Here is a 22,445-nt window from a genome sequence, read left to right as displayed (position 1 = left end):
TTTATTTATGTATATATGCACAAGCCACCACGTCTAGCCATTTCATGCAGGCAGTTTTAATAAAGGACATGACTGTGATTTAAAAATAGCGACATAATTACTATTTTGGCTCATCGGCAACCCAATGTTAGGTACTATAAAAAATGTGCGTATGACTAAAATTAAAGCGAGTTCTACTAATTTTTCGAATAAAAGGAAACTTGAAAATGACTGTCCTGAAGTTTTTGCAGCCAATGTAATTGGCGGTCAATGGGCCTTAGCAATATGTTGCTATCTCATCAATGGAAGTTTACGCTATACGGAGATCAGAAAATGTTTACCCGATATTACCGAACGCATGCTGACCTTACAGCTGCGGAAACTGGAAGATAGTGCAGTTGTAAAACGTACAGTATATGCGGAAGTGCCGGCACGTGTTATGTATGAACTAACCGAGCTTGGTTATCAGCTCAAACCGATCATCGAGGAACTGGGAAAATGGGGAGAAAAGTTAAAGCAAGCTCCAGAATTCAATAAATAGATTTAATATAGCATCATTTTTATTGGAGGCAACGTGCCGTCACCAGCAATTGCCCCACATGACGCTGTGCATGTTCGGCAGCATGAAACAACAGGCCAATCAATGTGGTAGGAATGCGCTTTCTTCCCAAAAAACGTTGCTCGGCCAACGTATCCGGATCGATTAAAGTTAATTTTTGCAAAGATTGTTTGATCTGTTCATGTAAGTTTTCGACAAGAGATGCAGGACTAATATCGACATTTTCTTTGCCTTCTCTATGGAGGTAATCAAATTGTTCGTCCGTTAACGGCTTGTTTTCAGCATAAGTAAACATGCGATCAATCACCCCACTGATATGCTGTAAGTGAAAACCTATACTGGCATTCCCACAGGGTTTTGTCCAAAGCTGTTGTGGAGACAGTTGGTCAGTATAGGTTGAAACATCCTCTGCAACCTGCAAAAGTGTATGTGCAACAGGCTGCAACAGATCGGGAATTCCTGCAATGGGCCCGCGCATCCACACTTCTAAATTTTCCATAGCTATATATAATCTCTTATTTTCTACTATTTATCCGCTGCTATGTTTACCTAGCAAAATGTGCAAGTAAAGACAAGCTTTGATAAAGTAAAAATAATGACTTCTTTTAATTTGTTTAAAGAACATCAAATTATTTTAAAATAAATTTGCATAGTGTAGTAAATACACTTATATTTGTATCATCATAATTTAGGTTTATAATTGGTTATTTAAGGTTTTCATTCTCCCCGTTTGAAAACCTTTTTTTTTACCCTCCCACATGATACACTCAAAAGCAATATAGACTTTCTTCAGCATGTGCAACTCAGCGAACAAGGAATACCATAGGTGTGCTGTGCATATTGAAAAAATGCTATTTGGACCATATATTTTTAAGTGTGTATAGATCTGCAGATTCCAATAAAGCTTCACCCTGATAAGCGGTAAGCTCATAATTTAGATTATTCCGGTCGAAATTATAATTTATCGGCATATAAACTTCTCCATCCTGGGCAAACAGCTCTATGCCTGTCCGATCGACAAACAACCTAAATGCTAATTTTTTATTTCGCAACGGTACCTGAGCCCTGACATTATCAACAACAAGTTCTTCGGTCAATACATTATAGTTCATGGCCAATCCTCTTACATTGATCTGGATATTTTTGGCACTTTGGGGATCAATGACAAGATTGACCTCTGCAAGTTCATTTTTGAAATCCTGTAACACATTGGGAAGACTGGCATTTACCTTCTTTCCGCGAATACTATGTTTTTCTTTTCTCAATTTTTGTAGTTCTACGACAGGCTCCCGAAAAAGACGAACACCTTTTTCTGTTGTTCTTAGTTTAAGCTCCATCGGAATACTCATCGATTGATTAAAAGCCGAGCCCCCTTGATTTGTATGCGTACGCCACCAGCCAATTTCAATCCGGCGCCCTTTTGGTTCATTGCTAAAAGTTTGTGCGGCATAGTAGTCGCGTCCATATTGACTAAACAGACGTTCAATTTCCGGGTGAAATGATTTTCCGTCGAAATTTCCGATTGCGTATTGACTATTGGCACCTGTTAAGACCCATTTCTTATTTTTCGGATTACCATCTACCGCGAGTTCAAAGAACTCTGGGCATTCAAATAAATAGCGATCATTCCCTCTCCCGCCCTTTATTTTACTGGCAAATGTCCATTCTTTCATATCCTTTGACGTAAACAATTGCATGGTATGTTGCTCATGCCCATCTTCTACATACAGCACAAGGACCCAATGCTGTGTTCCAGCATGCCAAATGACCTTAGGGTCTCGGTTACCTGTTGTTATTTTAGCTAAGATGTGCTGTGGCATTTTCTCAAATTTCTGACCGTCCAAGCTATATGCCAAGCCCTGTCCCCAGGATTTCTCTGCAGCCGTATAAAATAGGATCATAGGTTTTGTGGTATTGCTACTATCCACCACAGCTCCGCCGCTAAACATGACGCCCGATTCATCAGGATATAATGCTTCTCCGATTTCTTTCCAATGCACCAGATCGGACGAGACCGCGTGCCCCCAATGCATATTCCCCCAGTTGGTACCATAGGGATTATGTTGAAAAAATAGATGATATTGTCCGTTAAAAAAGACCAGACCATTAGGATCATTCAGCCAGCCACGTTTGGCCGAAAAATGAAATTGGCCCCGCCCCGCTTCGACATAGACATTCGTGTTATCATCCGTATCACTCTGGATAAGCGGATTGAACAGACGGATTTCTTTGTCCGCGGCATTTGTGATTACTTTAAGCTGCTGTCCTTTCCATTTCTCAATATCAAGATACGCAATCCAGTCGAATACACTGTCAGCAAGTTCTGCATCGAACCATCTTATTTTATCCTTTCCCGACCATAATTCGATATTACGTTTTGGGGCACCATTTTTAATCGGAATTTTAAGATACCGGTGGGTGGCCTGAAAAACCTGGGACGATGAGTCCTGACCATTGGCGTTTAGGGCGAATGCTATAGCTCCAATAAGGAGCAAGGAGACTTTATACATGACATAAAGGTTTATGAATGGAATTGCTTCACAACAAATATAGCTAAGGACTGACAATTGCTTTCTACCAGGACTGATCAAAATAGTGCCTATTTGTCTCAATCTGCTTGATATTATCCTACTTTTCCAACTTTCCGGCTCCTTTATATATTTTGAGCCTGCAAATCGAATATTTCAGGAAAAACTTTTCATTTCAAACATAAAAAGGGCAATGTGTCACATTGCCCTTCTTGTTGTATACCCAATTACTGGTTTATTACATCTTATAATACTGTTCCCAGCCTCTAGCCGGTGGAGGTCCGGCTAAAAGAGCATTGGCAAAGTTATCATTGACAATTTCTTTTGTCTGAGTATTCAGTATCAATTTGCTGTTTAAACGTTGTGCAATGACACCTAAACAAAACACTTGGCTCAAAGGACCTGCAATTTCAAAAGCCGAGCGGGTCTTTTCTTCGCCTTTACAGCCTTTTAAGAAATTAGCGAAGTGGTTTGATGGTGATTTTGGCACTTCCGGTAACCGAGACTCCATTTCTTTAGCCTTGGCTTCTGGAATAATCTGCAGCGTACTGGCGTGGGAGCCACCTTTAAATATCAAATCCTTGCTATAGATAATTTTTCCGGGATTTAATTTAGCGGGTTCTAATTTCCCCGTACTTGGTGCAGGAATATTAGGGTCCAGTCCAGATACACCATAGCCTTCTGGTATAGGCGGCAAATTATCCAGTCCGTCATACCAATTAATATCTAATGCCGGCATTTTTTTCCTTTTTGGGAAATGAAATTTTAAGGTCGAAGACATCGGAAAGAAATACGAATTATGCCCATCGAGCTTTACCGCGGATACTTCTGAAGGCAGCCCCAAATCTAAAAATTCATGTGCTGTATCCAAGATATGTGCTCCCCAATCGCCTAAGGCCCCCATTCCGAAATCATACCAGCAACGCCATTGGCCATTCACAAAATCCTTATTATAATTGTGGCCTATGGTCTGCATTTGCCATAGATCCCAGTCTAATGTTTCGGGTATCATCTCTGCGGCAGGAAAGCCCTTCATATTGACGTCCCAGCCATGCCATCTGCGCGGCATATTCATGTGCGCATCTATGCGCGTCACATCCTTAATGATGCCGGCTTCTTTCCAGGCTTTAAATTGAAAATAATTTGCTTCAGAGTGCCCTTGGTTCCCCATTTGGGTGGCAAGTTTAGGATTTTTCCGAGCTTTGTTTGCCATAAGCTCGACTTCAAGGAATGTTCTCGCCATTGGTTTTTCCACGTAAACATGTTTACCCAAGTCCAGTGCAAGCATGGTTATGGCAAAGTGCGAAAAATCGGGTGTTCCGATACTTACAGCATCGATCTGATTGCCCATTTTGTCAAACATCACCCTAAAATCCTTAAATTTAGGTGCGTCGGGAAACATGCCCAAAATCTCTTGTGTATGTTTAGCGCCAAGGTCTACATCACATAAGGCGACGATATTACAGAGCCCGGTCTTATAGAGTTCTTTAATGATGTCTGCCGCCCTATTGCCTAAGCCTACACAGGCCAAATTGACACGTTCATTGGGTTTGGCCAAATTGACCTTTCCCAAGACACTATTGGACAGCATAACAGCTCCTGCAGCAATAACGGACTGTTTAACAAAGCTTCTGCGCGATAAATAATGATTCATAATGAGTGAGCTTAATTGGGTGTATTGATTTTTATACTGCGAAAGGAAACCCGATCACCATGATCCTGCAAAAGAATAAAGCCTTCCTTCGCTTCCCCAAAGTTTTCCCAGTCTTTATATTTGCTGATTTGGACCAGATCTTTAAAGGCTTTGGAGCCCCGATCATAAGACAACATTTTAATGCCATTTAAATAATGCTCAACCTTGTTATCTGCTGTAACAACAACCCGACCTCTGTTCCATTCGCCGATCGGTCTGCGTGCACGGTCGTCACGATTGGATGTAATAAGATCATAAAGAGATGCTAAGGTGCGATTTCCATCCCGTCCGAGTTTCGCATCAGGGTGTAAAGCATCATCCAGCACCTGATATTCTAAACCAATTGCCGATCCCTTTGATTTTTCCTTTAAAGTCACAAAGTACTTAACACCGCTATTGGCGCCCGGACTAAGCTTAAACTCAAAAGAAAGATCAAACACAGCGTACTTATCTTTCGTGACGATATCACCACCATTGGTCGACTCCCCACCATCAGATTTTAGAACAGTCATTTGTCCATCCTTAACTTCCCAGCCACGCTCAGGGAATTTATCACCGTGGATGCTCCGCCAGCCCTTATTAGTTTTACCGTCAAACAAGAGCTTAACACCTTTCTTCTTTTCAGCATCTGCCAAATCGTTGGGCTTCAGATTGACGATATAGCGATCTTTTGGAAAACCTTTTGATTTAAGGTCGGTTGTTTTTATTTTAATATTCTTAAAATAAACTTTCTTTCCATCCAATTTCGGTGGAATACCATGTACCTGTAATCCGATAAAACCTGTTCTATCGATTGTGTCAACGACATAAGCTACGGGAATATCATTGACCCAGGTACGGAGCTCGTCACCGATCGCTTCAATTCGAATGTGATTGAATTCTTCTACTTTATAGGCTTTTTTGGCATTTTCATTTAAATCCAATGGATAAATCCATCCACGGCGTGCCTCGTCATATATTCCACCCGTCCATGCACGGGAAGAGGGATCTATTTCAACTTGCCTTCCATAGACGCGTCCGCGCCCATCATTGGCCTTGGGATCAAGATGGCTCCGCGTCTGGATACCTGAATTTGTTTCGTTGCCTTCAAGTTTAACATCCAGTTCCAATATGAAATCACCATATTCTTTTTCAGTAATCAAAAAAGAATTGGGCGTACCTTTTGTCATTCGACCAACGATAGCATCACCCTCGATAGAATAAGGGGCTTTTCCTCCAACAGATTTCCAGCCATTTAGTGTTTTTCCGTCAAAAAGGTTTGTCCAACCTTTCTCATTACTCTTATCTGTCTGGGCATATGAAAATACAGCATTGCTTACCATTGCTGCCATTAAAACAGATTTAAATAGTGTATTTCTTTTCATTGTAAAATTTGATCTTGAGTCTATTGACCCGGTTTATTTATTCATCATTGGTTCGTCAACCCTAACAATACTGCACCAGTGCTGTCGAAAATCTAGTGGCGATGCCACATTTAACTTTCGAGCCAGACTCGCTCCCTTTTACTTATCGGTCATGGTTTAATCGACTTAGCAAAACAATATATCAATTAATATAAGTGAAATGAATCAAATGATATGATTTATTTACGAAAACGTTTGAATCATGCTAAAAAAACAGGTCATTCCTTTCAAAAAGAGCAAGCGCATCATATCTCAAGGTGAAATCCAATTTTGTAACCAAAAATGTCTGTAGCGAGGCCTTGAACTAAGTACACTTTTCGTCTCTCATCATTTCCAAACCAAATCACTTCCACTTTCGAAAACCCAATAAAAACAATCAGTAAAAAATTTGGAGAATACGAAAATTATATACAACTTTAAAGCACAAACACCTGCTCTAAACAGGCTACAAGTTAACAAAGGAAATTTTTTATTTTAAAACGATGATTTTATCTTAAGATTATTCTTTAATAAAGTCTTAAATTAGTTTTTTTGCAGAAAAACTCACTTAATGTACAAACAGTAGCATATAAAATATGACAACCAACCCCATTAAGGTATATACAGTAGTTTCAAAAGAAGTAAAAGAAGATCCAGATTTATTCACCAATTTGGAAGGTGTCTTCTCAACATACGAAAAAGCACAGGAATATATTGACCACTTTTTTGGCAATGCTAAATATGGCTATCGCTCTATTGTTACGACCTATTTAGATCCTTTTAAGGAAGAGATCCAGAATAATGAATTCTATTATAGCATTTCATCTCAATTAGTAGACCCACATTTAGAAGTTGAAATCTGCAAGACTTCTTTTGCTGTTGTCCTCTCCGAAGTTGGACAATTACGTATTGATCCACCAACCTCAGAAAAACCTTTAGAATTAAGCCTACACTGCTTTGCTACTTCCGAGGAAAAGGCGATGGAAAAATTCGAAAAATTGGTTCAAGACTATGCCAAAGAACAACAAGTTCAGTTTCAGATTCGTCCCTTCCGCGTTGCAGATTCAGATCAATGCTACTAAACTGTAATTACAGAGAAAACTCCAATAGTCATTTCAGAGGTTTATTTTTTTCCGGATTTCACTAAGATATTCCGGTGTGAATCCCAAATAGGACGCAATAAGGTATTGTGGGACACGTTGTACGAATTCGGGATATTTACGGAGCATATCATGATAAAATTCTTCTTTAGATAAAGAGAATAAATACTTAACCCGCATTTGTGCTGCAGCGTATGCTCTTTGATAAACAAATCGAAAATACCGTTCCATCATGGGAAATGCTGCTACTAATTTTTCCTGATTTTCCTGGCTAATATAAATTAAATCCGACTTTTCCACTGCCTGAATGTAAAATGAAGTTACAAGCTTATGTTCGAAGGCCGTATTGTCTGTAATCCACCAATTTTCTATGGCGAATTCGGTCGTTTGTTCGACGCCTTTTTCATTCACAAAGAATTTACGGAGAACACCTTTCGAAACAAAAAAATGAGACTTACAAACCTGTCCCTCTTCCAGTATATTTTCTTTTTTTGCGACCGTTTTTGTCTTAAAGTAATCCAGTATTCCATCTAATTCGATCGGATCGACATCGATAAATTTCTTTAAATGTTCTTTGAGTTTTTCCAACAGTCTATCAATTTATAGTACAAACAAAGCTACTCATTCATTTTATTAAAAAAAATACGTCCCGCACCTATTTCAACTAGGTTGAATCTCCAAAGACTGATAAAACAAATCGATGTATTACGAATAATCATTCAACAGCGGCGAATAATAAATACAAATAGATTCACCGTTTTTACTGCTTATATTTACGAAAAGTAAGTGCGAAATGAGTGCTAGACAGAAGATGGATTTCGAAGAAAATGATATTCTTCTATTTTTTATGGACTTTATACGTTAAAAAAGGAAATAACAATGATCGAAATAAATTTTGACAAAGGAAAAATTATCGTGAGCATGGTACTTTGCTTTCTCGCAGCCGTCATTGCGCTTTACGCTTGGTTATATAAAGATCTTATTTTTAAACTAGCCTCGACTGTATGGGTGCTTGTTGCAGCAAGTGTATTTTATCTCAGAATACAGCAATTGAACCGCTGCCGAAAGGGCATTGCTGCACTCACAATAAATCAAGACACACTCCTAAACAACAGCACATTAGAACCGCGGCAAATCCAATGGGCCGACATCGATTCCTTTGTTACCGGTTTATACCGTACAACTTCTATTTTTATAAAATTAAAAGACTCTTCATTGCTAAAAAAAGAAAAAACAAATCGCCTCATACGTTTTTTAAGCTTTATCGACCGTAATGTTTCAACAAAACCAGGATGTTTGTGGATTGATATAGATGTAATCAATATCCGGGAACAGGATCTTATACCACTATTAAATCAAAAATTAAGACAGTAAATAGGAACCGTGCATAGCTTTACGAAGAAGGGTGTTAAAAAAAATCAGCCCATTGATCTTCGACAATGGGCTGATTCGCATTTACTGTATCTAACACGGTTATATCAGAAAACATCCTTTCTATTAATAAAGCAAAATTTGGAAATTTCGTATTTCTTTCATTTAATTTCTAAAATCATTCTAAACTAGCAAACGCTATCCTTAAAGAACCATCTATGTTGTTATATAGTGGACTTCATGCGCTTCTGTCAATTGAGGAACTTCCAAATTATGGAGCATTTTATCCAAGACAGGATCAGGTAATGGATATTCCCGATCTCTATTCTGCGCCCGCCAAACTTTATAGGGTTTTTCAACATACAGCAATTTAACATAGGCTTGATAGCCAACGAAAAGATCGATCAATTGCTGACGCATCAGGGAAGTTATATTGGTTGCATTCCAGATAAAATCCTGACCGCAGCGCAGATATTTTTTTGCCTGCTCTTTTGCTTCCTGTATTACCCATCCGTTTTTCCTTTTATCGGTAGGATCAATGCGATATTTGCGCCTGATATCATCCAGGCTAATAACGGGAATGTCTGTATTCATTTTTAGAATCTGATAATCTTTACCCATTCCCGGCAGACCTGAAAGTACAATAACCGTAGATTTAAATGCATCGTAAGGCACGTAGTCCACGTAGCTATCATTTCCATTGAAATAGGTAAATCGCGCATTTTCTGATAAAAAGGAACGGGCAGCATGCCAGCAGCCAATCTCTTTGGTATAGAGTTCAAACATATCCAATGCGTAGAGCAGTGCATCCAAATCGCGGCAATACCGACCTCTGGCATCTGCTTCAGCCAACAGTTTGAGCTGACTCATATTGACAGATAGCGAAGCCTCCAAGGCACTCTTCATGGGATCAGCTTTTTCCATAAGCCATAATGGTAGGCCATGATAGCGTACCAATGCGACAATTTCCTCCCGCAATGCAAAAGGAGTCTCTACATCACGAAATAAAATCTCACGTGTGGTCCGCGCACCTTTTTTGGCATGATTAGGCGAACTGATACGGCCATCTGTACCCACAATTGTCGTCGATCTCTTTTCGACATCATGCAACAATGCCGAAGCCCAGATCAGCTCCTGCTTTTGACGATCTAGCTTCTGGTATCCGGCAAGCTCTTCAAGCTGATGCAGTACCATCTGTGTATGAATCGCCACATTGCCTTCTGCATGGTGCACAGCATCTTGTTGCACATGTTCCATATCCCGGACCCAAGAAAATTGCTTCTCCAAAGCTGACCAATCCTTATCTACTGTTATTGTCCATTCCATTAGAAATCCCTCCTTTCCCAAATCATTTTGGTTCTTCGCCATGATTTTGTCCAATGTTCGTCGGTCTGCACATGTCCTTTTCTAACATATTTAAAAACATTGTGCTGAAATTCGCTGACAGCATACGCATCGGCATTCCTGCACACAAGTCCTTCCACTGTACAGGCTTCATCAGTCTTCGAATCAACAGATCCAAACACTGAAGGTTGCTTAGCAAAATTTTCAACGGAGAACCGAAGCTCCTGCTCTGTCAAATCCTTTACCGTTTCAAGTTTTAAAACAGGTACCATGGGCAAATCAAATAAATTAGCATAAAAAGTAACCTCTTCCCACGAAAGCCATTGATCTTTAATTCGAGCAGCGAAAACATAGTAGTAATGCTCAAGTTTCCGATATTCGATTGAATGCACAGCATATAGATTTTCACCAAAAAACTCCAAATCATCCAGATCATTTTTTAATCTGGCCCAATGCTCCCGTAGCTGAGCTGTCCACGGCGAGGTGGTCGGTGCCGCATGAGACCGGGCAAAAACACCCCGTCGTGAGAGGCAATTATTTTCACCATCTAATTTTTCTGTATATAACAGTTTATGGAAGGATTGTATATCCGTCCAATAATGTTGATTAAAACGATCGTCGCTGCTTGTCCCTGGTGAAAATGGGAAATGATAGGTACGACCATATTTTGTTGATTCCATTTTTAAAATTTAAGTCCATACTAAAAAATTGAAGACATAGGTATATTGTAAACCAATCCGGTAAATCCCGTTGTTTACTTTCTTCCTAAATATCGACAATGCATTACATGACTTTACACTTTAAAAATTGACAACACAAATATGATCTAATGCTACAAAAGTATACAATTTATCTTAAATACCAAGCTACAACACTGATCAGAATTCTCTGGAAAAAAACGTCGTGAAATACAATAATCCATTCCCGACAACTGTAGAATTATCGTGTAAGTTTTAAATATCAAAGAAAAATACCGATATTTAAGACGACATCTTTATTCTTTAATTATTTTTTGTAAGCCTACAAATAAATTGCCTTTATGAATAGTTTAAAGACCACCGCCACCCATTTTCGGTATAAAAAGCATCCGGGAGATTTATTTAGAAACACTTCTATTCAATTGTTGCCTCACCCCTATAAAAACCAAGAAGACTTTTGGGTATGGTTTCACCCCTCTTACCATCGCAGTGAAGATATTTCAGATTTAGGTGACTTATACAAACAGCTTCATGAAACTCCCTGCCAAGACAATAGCCTTTTGAGTTCAAAAAATGAGTTGTGCTACACCGGAGTTGCGAAAGAGCGTCTCTTTGAAGAAATAAAATCATTGGAACAAAAGATTTACCAGGATTGCTTTGAAAACTTTTATTTACTTATTATCGAAGGCCACATCGAACTGATTGACGGACATCAACTCGAAAATAAATAGTCTAGCCCCTTTTATCGGATTATTGATAACTTTGGTTCTCCTCACGATTACTGGGATTTATAGCTATTATACCCGAAAAGGTATATCCAAAAGACCTATGCCTTAAAAAGCAATAAAGGCAACCATTTGCTAATCGGACTAAATCAGGCTTTTTTTAGGAATATCATTAAACTTAACTACATTTACAAAAACTAAGTGATCCGTCAATTTATTTCAGCCATTTGAGGACTTAACCAGATGAAAAATTTCCCAAAAATAGAAACAGAACGACTTATTCTCAATGCAATTACCACTTCTGATATTCCACAGATTGTTGAATATCTTCAGGATAAAGTATATTCGGACTTTACATCAAATATCCCTTACCCATACCGAAAGGAAGATGCTGAATACTGGCTCAAGCTAGCTGAAGAAGCATTTGTCAATCGTAAGGGATTCACTTTTGCTATCCGAAATAAGGAGGAAAAATTGATTGGGGCTATCGGGCTGCACGATGAGGGCTCGGATAAGGCTGAGCTGGGATACTGGATTGCTATTCCTTACTGGAATAAAGGTTATGTCACGGAAGCAGCAAAAGCAATTATTGACTTTGGATTTAAAGAACTGCACTTTAACAAGATTTTTGCCACCTACTTCCCCCATAACCCAGCTTCGGGAAAGGTCATGGAAAAAATAGGTATGAAAAAAGAAGCGCTATTGAAACAGCATCTAAAAAAGGATGGTAAATATTATGATATTCCATTATATTCTATTTTCAAAACGGAGAAATAAAACAAGTATTTGTCGTGGATAAAAAAAACATTCAGAACCATAAAACTTCAGGCAACAGATAATTTAATCATGATAATAAATGAACGAAATATGCGTGGCGAGGATTTCAAAAAATTATACCATATAATCAAAACCTATCAGAAACGACAAGTCAAGTCTAAATCTCCAATTGTTTCGAGAAATTGACTAAATTTAAGCAACCGATAATCATAAAGGATAAAACATGAAAATATTTGCATTCGCTGGGAGTAATTCTTCCACATCGATTAACAAACAATTGGTCAAATTTGTACTCAAAAGCTTTGACGAACACGAGATTAATTTGATCGACCTGAATGACTATGACATGCCAGTTTTTTCTGTAGACCTGGAAAAAAATGGGTTTCCACAGGAAGCACAGCTTTTCTTGGATAATATAGCCGCAAGTGATATTATTATTTGCTCCCTGGCTGAGAATAACCGCTCCTACAGCGTTGCATTTAAAAATGTATTCGACTGGGCATCTCGGATCAATGTGAAAGTTTTCCAAGATAAACCCATGTTGCTTATGACAACTTCACCAGGAGGTTATGGTGGTGGAAATGTAATGGCCGAAGCCCAAAAGTTTTTCCCGCAGTTTGGAGCAATCATTAAAGAAACATTTTCGCTCCCCAAATTTTACGAAAATTTTGATCAGGATAATGGCGTAATCAGTCCTGAACACCTCAATAGTCTGAAGGAAAAAATTGCTGGATTTAAGGGACAGATTTCCGCCTAATTGCGCCTTCAAAATCCACGGTTATTTGTGTAGACTCTGTAATTGATTATTTCAATGTACTGAATCTCCTGAAAAAGTTTTTTAAGGGCACTTTATAGACTATGTTGCGTATTGACTTGGCCTTTCTTTGCGTATTCTTGATCTTTTACTTACCGTTTCGTTACTAATATAGCAGAGAAACAGCAAATGAATGGCGAACCAATATGCCGGCAATCCCAAAGGAAGAACAAATAATCAAGAATCAGTAAGAATATATTTATCTTCAGCAAGTCAATAAGATCTTGTCCCCTCTGCCAGAATTAGCGTAAGCAGGGCCGGTAAATTTAGAATCTATTTTTTATGCTATCAATTCTGGTAACTCTGGCTCTTCGTAAAAGGATTCATTCCATTTTGCCAATTGGCACATAATGGGAATTAAGGCTTTACCTTTTTCAGTCAAAGAATACTCAACGCGTGGTGGCAGTTCCTTATATTCTTCTCTAAGAATAACACCGTCCTCTTCCAATTCTTTTAACGAGCTGGTCAAAACCTTGCGGGAAATGTTTTCTATCAGCGCATCAAGCTGACCAAATCGGGCTTTCCGGTCACGCAGTGTATAAATAATGACAGGTTTCCACCTCGTCCCTAAAATTGCCATCGAGCGCTGCATCGCACAGGAACAGCTTTTAAATTCAGTCCTTTTCATTTGATATTTTGAGAATAGTTACACAAAGGTAACTAGTTTATACTAATAATAGTTACAAATATACACTATTTAAAATATCTTTGTCAAGATTTACAATTTAAAACAAGAAAAATGAGCATACAAACACTTTTTACCACCTTTGAATATAAAAATTTAAGACTGAAAAACCGCTTTGTTATGGCGCCAATGACGAGAGCGTTTTCTTCGGACGGAATTCCCGACAGTGCTGTGGCTGGTTATTATGAGCGACGTGCTGCTGGTGATGTGGGCTTAATCTTAACGGAGGGTACAGTGATCGAAAGACCTTCTTCAAAGAATTTAAAAGACATTCCCAATTTTTATGGCGATCAAGCACTAACTGGCTGGAAAAATATCGTCAATGCTGTGCATAACAAAGGTGGAAAAATAGCCCCTCAAATATGGCATGTAGGTTATACGCCAATGCAATGGACGCCGCCTGCAGCATTTGAGAGTCCGGATACGATGACATTGGCCGATATAGAAGCTACAATACAGGCATACGCTGCTGCAGCCAAGTCTGCGAAAGATCTCGGCTTTGATGCTTTTGAAATTCATGGTGCCCACGGTTATTTGATAGACCAATTTTTTTGGGAGGGAATGAATCATCGCACGGACGAATTTGGAGGCAAAACAATTAAGGAGCGTTCTAAATTCGCTGTTGAAGTTATTAAAGCCATGCGAAAAGCTGTAGGACCGGATTTTGTGATTATCTTGAGATTATCACAATGGAAACAACAGGACTATACGGCTAAGCTTGCTTCTACCCCTGCAGCAATGGAAGATTGGATCCTACCATTGACGGATGCCGGTGTCGACATTTTCCATGGAAGTCAACGCCGTTATTGGGAAGCAGAATTTGAAGGCAGTGATTTAAATTTCGCCGGTTGGCTTAAAAAGATCTCAGGACAACCCACAATCACAGTTGGATCTGTAGGCCTGGATAAAGACTTTGGCGAAGTATTTACAAACTCTGAGTTCAGATCTTCACCTGCTTCGCTGGATGAATTGGTCCGTCGGTATGAACGTGGCGATTTTGATCTTGTCGCCGTGGGAAGAGCAATCCTGCAGGATCCGAATTGGGTAAAGAAAGTACAGGCCGAAAAATACAACGAACTGTCCACTTTTGAAGCGAAAAGTTTAGCGAGCCTTTCGTAACAGAGGAGCAATAACCGCTGCACTAAAATTACGTTACTCCATTATATAAAATAGGGGCGGAAATTGATTTTTAATCATTATTTTGCCCCTATTCATTTATCGTGATCATCCAACAGCTGTCTCCGTAAATGTCAGACACTTGATTCAATGAAAACAACCGATACGAAAATATATATCATAAGCGGATTAGGTGTAGACCAACGGGTATTTAGCAAGATAAACTTTGGTTCGCTTGACATCGAATATCTGGATTGGATTACACCGAGCCCCCGTGAACCGCTGGCCATTTATGCAAAAAGATTATCGTCAAAAATCACGGTAAAACAGCCTATTCTTATCGGACTTTCTTTTGGTGGAATGATAGCAATTGAAATTGCCAAAACCATTCCTGTAAAAAAAATTATTCTGCTTGCTTCGACTAAAGGAAGACAAGAATTCCCTCTTTGGTACCGATTAGCAGGCAGACTCAGAATTAATCAGCTGGTGCCGAATAGCTTCCTTAAATGGCACAATTTTCTATTAGACTATTTTTTTGGTATCAGCAGCAAAGAAGATTCTCTATTACTAAAGCAGATCTTAAAGGATACCGACCCAGTCTTTATGGCCTGGGCAATACATCAGATTCTGCAATGGAAAAACACTTCGACTCCGGACAATTTAATTCATGTACATGGTAGTCGAGATCATATTATTCCTATCAAGAATGTAAAGTCCAACTTTATGATTAAGGGTGCCGGACATTTTATGACGGTCACCCATGCCAAGGAAATTGAAAAGCTTTTACAGGAAATGCTATTCCAGATCTCTACTTAGTGGTTATTTATTGAGATCACCTTACCTAAAAATTTGGGCACCTAAAATTCAAGTGGATTCAAATCGGAGTCATTCATTCCATATAAGGATAGCTATAAAGAAATATCCTTAAAAGCAAGACAGTACAGCGATAAAAACTTGATAAAGGTTTTCCTTATTAAAACAATACTAGCCGAAAGACAGTTATTTTATAAAAGCATCGGCCCGCTATGAAGCTTATAACATACCGCTTTGTAACGCTAAGGGAATAAAATCAGGTTAAATTAACACAAGAACATGCGAAAAAGGCTCTTATTTAGTTTTCTATTCTTTCACATCTTTTTTCTCAACATGATGGCCCAAGACAATAATTCAACAAGCCCACAACTAGAGGTAGCAGTAGATTTAGGTCCATACCGTCCCATTGGTGTAAGCGTTACATCCAGCAACCGTCTATTTGTTTCTTTCCCAAAACAAACTAAGAATTTTCAGTATGCACTAACTGAAATCATCGACGGAAAACCTGTCCCTTATCCTGATAGTGAATGGAATAAAACAGGGATAGAGAATTCCCACTTTGTCAATGTACAGGATATATTTGTCGATGCCCAGAACAATCTTTGGGTATTAGATTCCAAACCATCATCTGCTGGATCAATTTTTGGCAATGCTGAAAAACCAAGCCAAGGGCAGTTCAAAATGTTGAAAATCGACACAAAGAAGGATCAAATTGAACGTATTTACAGTTTCGACGACCTTGATAAAACCAAATCGGGTTTAAATGATATGCGCATTGACGGAAAGAAAAATTTAGCCTATCTCTCTGATCCGGGCCAAGCGGCTATCATTGTTCTAGACCTTAAAACCGGAAAGAGCAGGAAAGCATTGGCTGGAAGCCGATTTACACTGGCTGATCCTGAAGTGATATTAAGCTACGACGGTAACGATATGCGTAATGAAAACGGAAAACCTTTTTCTTCCAATGTGAATGGCATTGCATTGAGTCACGACTTTAAATATCTATACTTCAAACCGATCAATCAAACCCATTTATACCGTATTGCAACTGAATTTTTGGCTGATTCTACACTAACGAAACAAGAATTGGAGGCAAAAGTTGAAGACAAAGGAGAGGTCGGCATCACACATGGCTTACTGTCAGATATAAACGGAAATATTTATCTAACGTCGTCCATCGACTATAGCATCAAATATTTAAGTCCTGATGGAAAACTACATACCTTAGTCCGTGATCCACAAATATTATGGCCTGATTCCATGGGGATCGGCGAAGATGGATATCTTTATTTTTCTTGTGCACAACTTTTTAAGGATCCACAATGGAATAAGGGAATCGACAAGGTAGAATTGCCATATTATGTCTTTAAAGTCAAACTGCCTAATTCAGAAAATAAGTTTTATAACAAATAAAGCTATTAAGAATACAACACATCGAACTCCAACACGATTTGATCATCGACACAAGAAGACAAAAGATAACTCCCTAAAATCCAACCACCTGCTAGCAATAAAAATAGCATTAGCCGAAATCCGCTTAAAGGATAAGTTCCATCTATCAAAATCAACGAGCGCTCATAAAAAGTGTAAAATTTTTAGCAATAATTTTGAAATACTAATATTATTAGTATATTTGATTATCAGTTTTAGACGACGCTTTTTTATGGAACAAACCGCAACATATGACAATAAGGAGTTACACGTTGGTGACATCGTTCGTTTTCATACCCCCTATCCCGATGAAGACCCGAATACGATTTTCATTGTACTGTGGTCATACTACGATCCTGAAGGAAAATCATCGAGAGCTGAAGTCGTTAAATTCGACCAGCGTTCCAAACAAACCCCAGTCATTCAGAAGTGGTTTATACGAGATCTAGAAAGGGTCCCCGAAGTAAGCCCGGAATTACTGAAACAGATTGAGCTATTTATGAAAAGTAAACTAGGCAACGCTATTATCAGCAAGCTAGTCATCTAATAGATTTTACAAATCAGATTTTAAGAAATACATGGAAAACAAATTCAAAGAGAAAAGAGCAGCAATATCCAATTCCATTTGGTCCGACTGGCGCGAGCAGCTTAGAGAAAGCGAATTAGCAGGCCTACAGCAAAGGCTTGAAAAGCTAGAAAAAGAAATGCTGCTTGACTGGCTACAATGGAATGATCCAAAAGGAAACTATACAGATCGCAAATGCATTGAAAATAGAGTACAGCAGATCTCTAAAATGAAGGCCATCGAATATATATACAAAGAAATCCTGCGGATCCACATGAAAAGAAAATATAACGCCTTTTCGAACACCCATGCACAACTTATGTTTAACAACTAAAATTTGAAATTATGGAATCTTTTATCAAACAGATCATCGATCATCAGCTGCCCAAAATTCTAGCAATGGAATCACATCGAAATGATTGGCGTTATCAGCTTTTAGGCTTAAAAGATAAGATGCTTTTCGATAAATTAAAGCTGATGACCAGACAAGAATTACTCGGTTGGCTTCAATGGTACGATAAGGCTGGAACTTTCTCCGATCATGACTGCATCCGGAGAGGTATCCCTTTATTGACGAAAGTTCAGGCATTGGCAGCAGCATACCAACGAATTATGCGTGAGCATGAAGATTGGGATGGTTATATGGGCACTGAATATATCCGCAATAGAATCCTTTGAAGAGACGATAGTTTTAAATCGAAGATGCTTTGCCCGCTGTGATATAATTCGCTAATGTATTCAGGTTAGCAAGTGCCGATCCAATGGTATTGTTAAAATAAGCATATACTTCTTTTTCCTCAGCAATCCAACTATTTATATAGGTACTGTATTCCTTCAACACACTGTCCGAATAGCTTCCTCGATAATCTCCATCTGGTCCATGAAAGCGCATATAGATAGTCTTTATATCTGTAAATTGGAGACGCATCCCAAGAGTATCCTTATCATGGATAACCAGCTGCATTCCATATGATTTTAAAAGAACAAGAGTTTCTTCCCTATACCAGGAGGCGTTTCTAAATTCTACACATACCTCCCAGGCCTCACTTCTCTTATCCTGACTGATACAGTCCAGTAGCTCAGTAAGCCTTGCAAGGGAAGTAAATTTAAATGATGGTGGTAATTGTATAAGTAAACATCCTTTCTTTTGACCGACGCTATCAATAACGGACAGAAATCTAACTACATCCTGTGGATCAAACCTGAGTTCCTTTTGATGCGTAATTCCTTTCCAAAGCTTAAAAGTAAATCGAAAACCATCGGTCGTTTCTTCGGACCATCTCCGAACAGTTTCTTCCCGAGGAATTTTATAAAAAGAACTGTTCACCTCCAAAGAATTAAATAATAAGCTGTATACGGTCAACCGACTCTTACCCTCTAACTGCTCGGGATAAAAACTTCTATTCTTGTAAGGCAAAAGAATACCACTTGTTCCCAAAAAATAAGATTGTTCCATATCCTTATAACAATTGAGCTGTATATAATGGTTCACTTTTTTCTCACAAAAGGTTTATGGTTTTATATAATAAGTAATTGAATTGCATATAAAAAACAATTTATCTAAGTTTGGGTAACGAGTAATAGAACAACAGCTTATTACAGGATGATTGATCAAGCACAACATTTCAATGAAGAAAAAATCTTATCTAATTAGTTTCATAATTCTAGCCATTTTAGGAGGCTGTACTGAGAATAAGCGAAATAACACAAATATGACTTCAAACTCCCAATCCGGGCTGCCCGAAGAAAATCTGACATTTACCTTTGACAATATCAAACAGAGCTATGCACTGGGAGAGGACCTAGTTTTAAAAATAGACCATGAGAAGACGCCAAAATTAGACTCTGTCGTCTATTACATCAATGATAAAAAAATTGGACAAGTAAACGGCAATACACCTTTCAAATATCCATTAAAACAGGAGAAATTTGGCAAACAGATTATTAAAGCTGTCGTGTTTAGTGATGGAAAACAAGAGGAAAATACGATAAGCATAGATTTATTCGCCTCCACTCCTCCGCGTTTGCTTCAATATAGTATTGTAAATATTTATCCGCATGATATTAAAGCTTTTACACAAGGTTTGGAGTTTTATGGCGACAACTTAATCGAAAGTACCGGAAATGGAATTGGTCCAAGCGGAAATAAAGGTAAATCGAGTGTTCGCATGACGAACCCTAAAACTGGTGAGCCCATCAAGAAAATTGAATTGGATGATTCAATTTTTGGGGAAGGCGCCACAATCCTCAATGGGAAACTGTATCAATTGACCTATAAAAATAATATAGCCTATGTTTACGATATAAACACCTTATCGATTATTAAGACACTACCTTACTTTCAGCCAATGGAAGGTTGGGGCTTGACTTCTGACGGAAAAAATTTATATATGTCCAACGGTTCGGATTACATCTATACACTCAATCCATATGACTTCTCAAAATCAGACTATATTCGTGCCGCGACGAACACAGCTATGGTCGATCAGATCAATGAAATGGAATGGGTAAAGGGAAAAATCTATGCAAATTTCTTTATGGAAGATGTCATTGGACGGATCGACCCTAAAACAGGCACCGTAGAGGCATTGGTGGATCTTTCCAAGTTACGTGAAAATGTTACACAGCATGTTGATTTAGATGTACTCAATGGTATCGCCTACAATCGAAAATCGAACACCTTCTTTGTAACCGGCAAAAACTGGGATAAAATGTTTGAGATAAAGCTGATCGAATAGCTTTATCTCAAATGAAAAAAAGTATGTTATTATCGAATCATTTGCATTATAATTTCTCGCGTTAGGGCAGCTCTTTCATTTTGTTAAAACCTTCGCTTACAAACGGTACCATTTGGGGTGCAAATAACTGCGTTACAAACGGCGTTGTTTGCGCATATTTAGCTACTAAAAATTCCAGCCGTTGTGCTGAAGCCAATTCGGGCAACGTATAATAGATACTTTTTTCGCCTTCTTTACCCTCCATCTGCACATACCTCCCCTTGGTTACCTTGAGGTGATTAGTTTGTTCAAAATCGTGCAAAAAAGAGTCATCCTTATCTACCATATCCCATTTTGGATCACGTGGACAGCAAACGGATCCATAAGTTTCCTTCCTGTAAACTGTCAGCATATTTTTAGGCGAAGCAGGTTTAATGAAATCAAAGCCCAGGTTATCGTCACCAGAACGACGAATACTATCAACCTTAACCACACCGTCCTCTCTTTTTATCGAATAATAAAAATTGGTCGTCGCAGGTTCTATACACATACCTTGTTTTGATGCTTCTTTAGCAATCTCATCATAAAATTTCCAGTCTGGGACGATCAGCACAAAATGCTGAAGATCGGGATAAAATTCATTTGATTTCTTAAATAATTCCACCGGAATTCTAGCACTCAAAAAGAAGACATAGGTGGAATCTGGAACAATCCGCAATGGAAGATCTATTAAATAACTATCGTTTTTTTTAACCACTAAATTATCGTCAATCATAACAACCTGACCATAGTTTTCACGATACCAATCTGGCTTTACGGTATCCACCATTGCAATAGGCGCTGATGGCTGCTGTGCTGTTATTTTACTCTTACAGGACAATGCCATCATCGGTAAAATAATCAACAAATACCATTTATATTCTAGCTTTAACATCTCTATAAAATCAAAATGTACTTTAATTACTTTCTTGTTTCCTTATCACCCTTTTTTCCAGCTTGATGCAAGAAGGCCATTTGATGCGCAAAACACTCATCGGCCAAGGCCGCAAGTCGCGTTTTTTCATCCGTAATCTCCCTAAGCAGACTTTTCCTAGCTCCTTTTTTCTGTTCATCAATATATTTAATCAACAAAACACCATATCCATCAGCGATTTGTGCCATATACGTAACTGTAGCCACATGAAAACCCTCCGCAGTTTTAGCAGGCCTCAACTGAACAGCTTCGCATTTTATTCCTTTGATATAACTGCTCAAAGCACGTGCCTCATTCAATTTCATTTCATAGGAAGATTCGGATTTATCGACATCATATTCCCCATTCAATAACTTCCCATAGCTCTCTTCCAATTTTTCCGTACAGCTCTGAAAAAGATGTGCCATTTTTTCGTTATATCCCGATTCGAAATTACCTCTACAGGAACATATGGTAAATATCGTAACGACTAGTGCTAAAATTCTCATTTCTTAATTTTTCCGCAAATAACATATTTTTAATTTTGCCTTTTCATTGCTTTTAATATTCGCGGTCTTTATTTTAAGATTCGTCATTAGCCCTGCAATTTCCTCAACTTAACATATCCTTCTTTTTATTGAGATATCGTTCGGCATCTTCATTTTTTTGCTGCATGCCTACATTATTCTTTTATAAAACGCTCTACTCTGTAAAATTCCGTTTCTCAAAAGATTATTCAAAATCAAATCGTATCGATTATAATAATCCCTATAGAAAGCAAGAATCGCTTCAATTCCCTGTTTATTCTCTAGATTTTTATAGCTATTTCGTTATTTTTACAAAATAATTATCATATATCACAGAATTTACACATCATTTGAAGCCCAACACTTTGTTTCTTAAAAAGAATTACGGAAATTAGAGAATATAAACCAAAGAAATTCATGAATAACAGACCATTAAACGGAATGACTATTGAAGAGCTTCAAACCAACAGGAAAACTGCATTGGTAATTACCTGGATGTTAACCGTCATGCTTTTTATTTTATTGGGAATGGGGATTTACACTTCGGTTACCAAAGGATTTAGTGCACTTATGGCCATTCCTTTTGCTTTATCTCCAATTGCGATTCTCAATTTCAAAAGAATAAAAGATATCAATGAAGAACTCAAAATAAGAGGAGCCCAATAAAAT

Annotated in this window: 25 protein-coding genes; 14 read left to right on the top strand and 11 right to left on the bottom strand. The window is 38.3% G+C overall.

All coding sequences use genetic code 11. The features are described from left to right. The first annotated feature begins 151 nt into the window (after positions 1-151). Positions 152-520: a winged helix-turn-helix transcriptional regulator gene (locus B3C94_RS12715; RefSeq protein ID WP_293904175.1), complete on the top strand. Its 369-nt coding sequence runs from the start codon at positions 152-154 to the stop codon at positions 518-520. A gap of 19 nt (positions 521-539) precedes the next feature. Here B3C94_RS12715 and B3C94_RS12710 read toward each other — a convergent pair whose 3' ends face one another. From B3C94_RS12710 to B3C94_RS12695, 4 genes are all read right to left on the bottom strand, one after another. Next, entirely contained in the window at positions 540-1,037 is a 498-nt protein-coding gene (locus B3C94_RS12710) for a DinB family protein (RefSeq protein ID WP_293904173.1), read from the bottom strand. 352 nt (positions 1,038-1,389) lie between these two features. Continuing rightward, a complete protein-coding gene (locus B3C94_RS12705; RefSeq protein ID WP_293904171.1) occupies positions 1,390-3,048 on the bottom strand; it encodes a glycoside hydrolase family 32 protein in 1,659 nt (552 codons plus the stop codon). 256 nt (positions 3,049-3,304) lie between these two features. Next, positions 3,305-4,720, bottom strand: a complete 1,416-nt coding sequence (locus tag B3C94_RS12700) for a Gfo/Idh/MocA family protein (protein WP_293904169.1) — start codon at positions 4,718-4,720, stop codon at positions 3,305-3,307. A gap of 11 nt (positions 4,721-4,731) precedes the next feature. Further along, the gene (locus B3C94_RS12695) at positions 4,732-6,123 is read right to left on the bottom strand and encodes a 3-keto-disaccharide hydrolase (RefSeq protein WP_293904167.1); all 1,392 of its coding nucleotides are present in this window, start codon (positions 6,121-6,123) and stop codon (positions 4,732-4,734) included. Between the two features lie 614 nt (positions 6,124-6,737). Here B3C94_RS12695 and B3C94_RS12690 point away from each other — a divergent pair. Beyond that, positions 6,738-7,223, top strand: coding sequence for a hypothetical protein (locus tag B3C94_RS12690; RefSeq protein ID WP_293904165.1), 486 nt, complete (start codon positions 6,738-6,740; stop codon positions 7,221-7,223). 33 nt (positions 7,224-7,256) lie between these two features. Here the strand turns inward: B3C94_RS12690 and B3C94_RS12685 are convergent, their stop codons facing one another. Then, positions 7,257-7,829 (bottom strand): Crp/Fnr family transcriptional regulator, encoded by a 573-nt coding sequence (locus B3C94_RS12685; RefSeq protein ID WP_293904163.1) that lies wholly within the window; start codon positions 7,827-7,829, stop codon positions 7,257-7,259. 291 nt (positions 7,830-8,120) lie between these two features. Here B3C94_RS12685 and B3C94_RS12680 point away from each other — a divergent pair, with 291 nt between their 5' ends. Continuing rightward, entirely contained in the window at positions 8,121-8,615 is a 495-nt protein-coding gene (locus B3C94_RS12680) for an STM3941 family protein (protein ID WP_293904161.1), read from the top strand. A gap of 213 nt (positions 8,616-8,828) precedes the next feature. Here the strand turns inward: B3C94_RS12680 and B3C94_RS12675 are convergent, their stop codons facing one another. Continuing rightward, positions 8,829-9,980, bottom strand: coding sequence for an AAA family ATPase (locus B3C94_RS12675; protein WP_293904159.1), 1,152 nt, complete (start codon positions 9,978-9,980; stop codon positions 8,829-8,831). Beyond that, complete coding sequence (locus B3C94_RS12670) at positions 9,938-10,636, bottom strand: RNA ligase family protein (protein ID WP_293904157.1); 699 nt, start codon at positions 10,634-10,636, stop codon at positions 9,938-9,940. Before B3C94_RS12670 ends, B3C94_RS12675 begins: the two co-directional genes overlap by 43 nt. A gap of 359 nt (positions 10,637-10,995) precedes the next feature. On the opposite strand from B3C94_RS12670, the gene B3C94_RS12665 reads away from it, so the two are divergent. The 3 genes from B3C94_RS12665 to B3C94_RS12655 all read left to right on the top strand — a co-directional run bounded on the left by B3C94_RS12665 (position 10,996) and on the right by B3C94_RS12655 (position 12,913). Continuing rightward, the gene (locus tag B3C94_RS12665; protein ID WP_293904155.1) at positions 10,996-11,385 is read left to right on the top strand and encodes a hypothetical protein; all 390 of its coding nucleotides are present in this window, start codon (positions 10,996-10,998) and stop codon (positions 11,383-11,385) included. A 237-nt stretch (positions 11,386-11,622) separates the two neighbouring features. Then, positions 11,623-12,156 carry a GNAT family N-acetyltransferase gene (locus tag B3C94_RS12660; protein WP_293904153.1) on the top strand — a complete coding sequence of 178 codons (534 nt, stop codon included), beginning with the start codon at positions 11,623-11,625 and terminating at the stop codon, positions 12,154-12,156. 223 nt (positions 12,157-12,379) lie between these two features. Beyond that, positions 12,380-12,913, top strand: a complete 534-nt coding sequence (locus tag B3C94_RS12655; RefSeq protein WP_293904151.1) for an NADPH-dependent FMN reductase — start codon at positions 12,380-12,382, stop codon at positions 12,911-12,913. A gap of 337 nt (positions 12,914-13,250) precedes the next feature. On the opposite strand, the gene B3C94_RS12650 is transcribed toward B3C94_RS12655, so the two are convergent. Beyond that, complete coding sequence (locus B3C94_RS12650) at positions 13,251-13,598, bottom strand: winged helix-turn-helix transcriptional regulator (RefSeq protein WP_293904149.1); 348 nt, start codon at positions 13,596-13,598, stop codon at positions 13,251-13,253. A 111-nt stretch (positions 13,599-13,709) separates the two neighbouring features. On the opposite strand from B3C94_RS12650, the gene B3C94_RS12645 reads away from it, so the two are divergent. The 6 genes from B3C94_RS12645 to B3C94_RS12620 all read left to right on the top strand — a co-directional run bounded on the left by B3C94_RS12645 (position 13,710) and on the right by B3C94_RS12620 (position 18,258). Next, positions 13,710-14,774, top strand: a complete 1,065-nt coding sequence (locus B3C94_RS12645; protein ID WP_293904147.1) for an NADH:flavin oxidoreductase — start codon at positions 13,710-13,712, stop codon at positions 14,772-14,774. Positions 14,775-14,921: 147 nt separating this feature from the next. Then, on the top strand, positions 14,922-15,587 hold the full coding sequence (locus tag B3C94_RS12640) for an alpha/beta fold hydrolase (protein ID WP_293904145.1): 666 nt from the start codon (positions 14,922-14,924) through the stop codon (positions 15,585-15,587). Between the two features lie 276 nt (positions 15,588-15,863). After that, positions 15,864-16,997 (top strand): SMP-30/gluconolactonase/LRE family protein, encoded by a 1,134-nt coding sequence (locus B3C94_RS12635; RefSeq protein WP_293904143.1) that lies wholly within the window; start codon positions 15,864-15,866, stop codon positions 16,995-16,997. 250 nt (positions 16,998-17,247) lie between these two features. Further along, positions 17,248-17,562 carry a hypothetical protein gene (locus B3C94_RS12630; protein WP_293904141.1) on the top strand — a complete coding sequence of 105 codons (315 nt, stop codon included), beginning with the start codon at positions 17,248-17,250 and terminating at the stop codon, positions 17,560-17,562. 31 nt (positions 17,563-17,593) lie between these two features. Continuing rightward, entirely contained in the window at positions 17,594-17,914 is a 321-nt protein-coding gene (locus B3C94_RS12625; RefSeq protein WP_293904139.1) for a hypothetical protein, read from the top strand. A gap of 11 nt (positions 17,915-17,925) precedes the next feature. Continuing rightward, positions 17,926-18,258, top strand: a complete 333-nt coding sequence (locus B3C94_RS12620) for a hypothetical protein (RefSeq protein WP_293904137.1) — start codon at positions 17,926-17,928, stop codon at positions 18,256-18,258. 13 nt (positions 18,259-18,271) lie between these two features. Here the strand turns inward: B3C94_RS12620 and B3C94_RS12615 are convergent, their stop codons facing one another. Continuing rightward, positions 18,272-19,036, bottom strand: a complete 765-nt coding sequence (locus B3C94_RS12615; protein WP_293904135.1) for a DUF72 domain-containing protein — start codon at positions 19,034-19,036, stop codon at positions 18,272-18,274. 256 nt (positions 19,037-19,292) lie between these two features. Here B3C94_RS12615 and B3C94_RS12610 point away from each other — a divergent pair, with 256 nt between their 5' ends. Continuing rightward, the gene (locus B3C94_RS12610) at positions 19,293-20,318 is read left to right on the top strand and encodes a glutaminyl-peptide cyclotransferase (RefSeq protein ID WP_293904133.1); all 1,026 of its coding nucleotides are present in this window, start codon (positions 19,293-19,295) and stop codon (positions 20,316-20,318) included. Between the two features lie 61 nt (positions 20,319-20,379). Here the strand turns inward: B3C94_RS12610 and B3C94_RS12605 are convergent, their stop codons facing one another. Both B3C94_RS12605 and B3C94_RS12600 read right to left on the bottom strand, forming a co-directional pair. Then, positions 20,380-21,231, bottom strand: coding sequence for a hypothetical protein (locus tag B3C94_RS12605; protein WP_293904131.1), 852 nt, complete (start codon positions 21,229-21,231; stop codon positions 20,380-20,382). 26 nt (positions 21,232-21,257) lie between these two features. Further along, positions 21,258-21,758 (bottom strand): hypothetical protein, encoded by a 501-nt coding sequence (locus B3C94_RS12600; RefSeq protein ID WP_293904129.1) that lies wholly within the window; start codon positions 21,756-21,758, stop codon positions 21,258-21,260. A gap of 435 nt (positions 21,759-22,193) precedes the next feature. On the opposite strand from B3C94_RS12600, the gene B3C94_RS12595 reads away from it, so the two are divergent. Then, on the top strand, positions 22,194-22,442 hold the full coding sequence (locus tag B3C94_RS12595; RefSeq protein WP_293904127.1) for a redox-active disulfide protein 2: 249 nt from the start codon (positions 22,194-22,196) through the stop codon (positions 22,440-22,442). The last annotated feature ends 3 nt before the right edge of the window (positions 22,443-22,445 follow it).

It is taken from the genome of Sphingobacterium sp. UBA5670, from assembly GCF_002420705.1.
GTDB lineage: Bacteria > Bacteroidota > Bacteroidia > Sphingobacteriales > Sphingobacteriaceae > Sphingobacterium.
This window is presented reverse-complemented; position numbering and strand designations above follow the sequence as displayed.

Excerpts from the sequence above, each read along its gene's own strand:
- B3C94_RS12715 (WP_293904175.1), top strand. The coding sequence starts at position 152 with ATGACTAAAATTAAAGCGAGTTCTACTAATTTTTCGAATAAAAGGAAA.
- B3C94_RS12710 (WP_293904173.1), bottom strand. The coding sequence starts at position 1,037 with ATGGAAAATTTAGAAGTGTGGATGCGCGGGCCCATTGCAGGAATTCCC.
- B3C94_RS12705 (WP_293904171.1), bottom strand. The coding sequence starts at position 3,048 with ATGTATAAAGTCTCCTTGCTCCTTATTGGAGCTATAGCATTCGCCCTA.
- B3C94_RS12700 (WP_293904169.1), bottom strand. The coding sequence starts at position 4,720 with ATGAATCATTATTTATCGCGCAGAAGCTTTGTTAAACAGTCCGTTATT.
- B3C94_RS12695 (WP_293904167.1), bottom strand. The coding sequence starts at position 6,123 with ATGAAAAGAAATACACTATTTAAATCTGTTTTAATGGCAGCAATGGTA.
- B3C94_RS12690 (WP_293904165.1), top strand. The coding sequence starts at position 6,738 with ATGACAACCAACCCCATTAAGGTATATACAGTAGTTTCAAAAGAAGTA.
- B3C94_RS12680 (WP_293904161.1), top strand. The coding sequence starts at position 8,121 with ATGATCGAAATAAATTTTGACAAAGGAAAAATTATCGTGAGCATGGTA.
- B3C94_RS12675 (WP_293904159.1), bottom strand. The coding sequence starts at position 9,980 with ATGGCGAAGAACCAAAATGATTTGGGAAAGGAGGGATTTCTAATGGAA.
- B3C94_RS12670 (WP_293904157.1), bottom strand. The coding sequence starts at position 10,636 with ATGGAATCAACAAAATATGGTCGTACCTATCATTTCCCATTTTCACCA.
- B3C94_RS12665 (WP_293904155.1), top strand. The coding sequence starts at position 10,996 with ATGAATAGTTTAAAGACCACCGCCACCCATTTTCGGTATAAAAAGCAT.
- B3C94_RS12660 (WP_293904153.1), top strand. The coding sequence starts at position 11,623 with ATGAAAAATTTCCCAAAAATAGAAACAGAACGACTTATTCTCAATGCA.
- B3C94_RS12655 (WP_293904151.1), top strand. The coding sequence starts at position 12,380 with ATGAAAATATTTGCATTCGCTGGGAGTAATTCTTCCACATCGATTAAC.
- B3C94_RS12650 (WP_293904149.1), bottom strand. The coding sequence starts at position 13,598 with ATGAAAAGGACTGAATTTAAAAGCTGTTCCTGTGCGATGCAGCGCTCG.
- B3C94_RS12645 (WP_293904147.1), top strand. The coding sequence starts at position 13,710 with ATGAGCATACAAACACTTTTTACCACCTTTGAATATAAAAATTTAAGA.
- B3C94_RS12640 (WP_293904145.1), top strand. The coding sequence starts at position 14,922 with ATGAAAACAACCGATACGAAAATATATATCATAAGCGGATTAGGTGTA.
- B3C94_RS12635 (WP_293904143.1), top strand. The coding sequence starts at position 15,864 with ATGCGAAAAAGGCTCTTATTTAGTTTTCTATTCTTTCACATCTTTTTT.
- B3C94_RS12630 (WP_293904141.1), top strand. The coding sequence starts at position 17,248 with ATGGAACAAACCGCAACATATGACAATAAGGAGTTACACGTTGGTGAC.
- B3C94_RS12625 (WP_293904139.1), top strand. The coding sequence starts at position 17,594 with ATGGAAAACAAATTCAAAGAGAAAAGAGCAGCAATATCCAATTCCATT.
- B3C94_RS12620 (WP_293904137.1), top strand. The coding sequence starts at position 17,926 with ATGGAATCTTTTATCAAACAGATCATCGATCATCAGCTGCCCAAAATT.
- B3C94_RS12615 (WP_293904135.1), bottom strand. The coding sequence starts at position 19,036 with ATGGAACAATCTTATTTTTTGGGAACAAGTGGTATTCTTTTGCCTTAC.
- B3C94_RS12610 (WP_293904133.1), top strand. The coding sequence starts at position 19,293 with ATGACTTCAAACTCCCAATCCGGGCTGCCCGAAGAAAATCTGACATTT.
- B3C94_RS12605 (WP_293904131.1), bottom strand. The coding sequence starts at position 21,231 with ATGTTAAAGCTAGAATATAAATGGTATTTGTTGATTATTTTACCGATG.
- B3C94_RS12600 (WP_293904129.1), bottom strand. The coding sequence starts at position 21,758 with ATGAGAATTTTAGCACTAGTCGTTACGATATTTACCATATGTTCCTGT.
- B3C94_RS12595 (WP_293904127.1), top strand. The coding sequence starts at position 22,194 with ATGAATAACAGACCATTAAACGGAATGACTATTGAAGAGCTTCAAACC.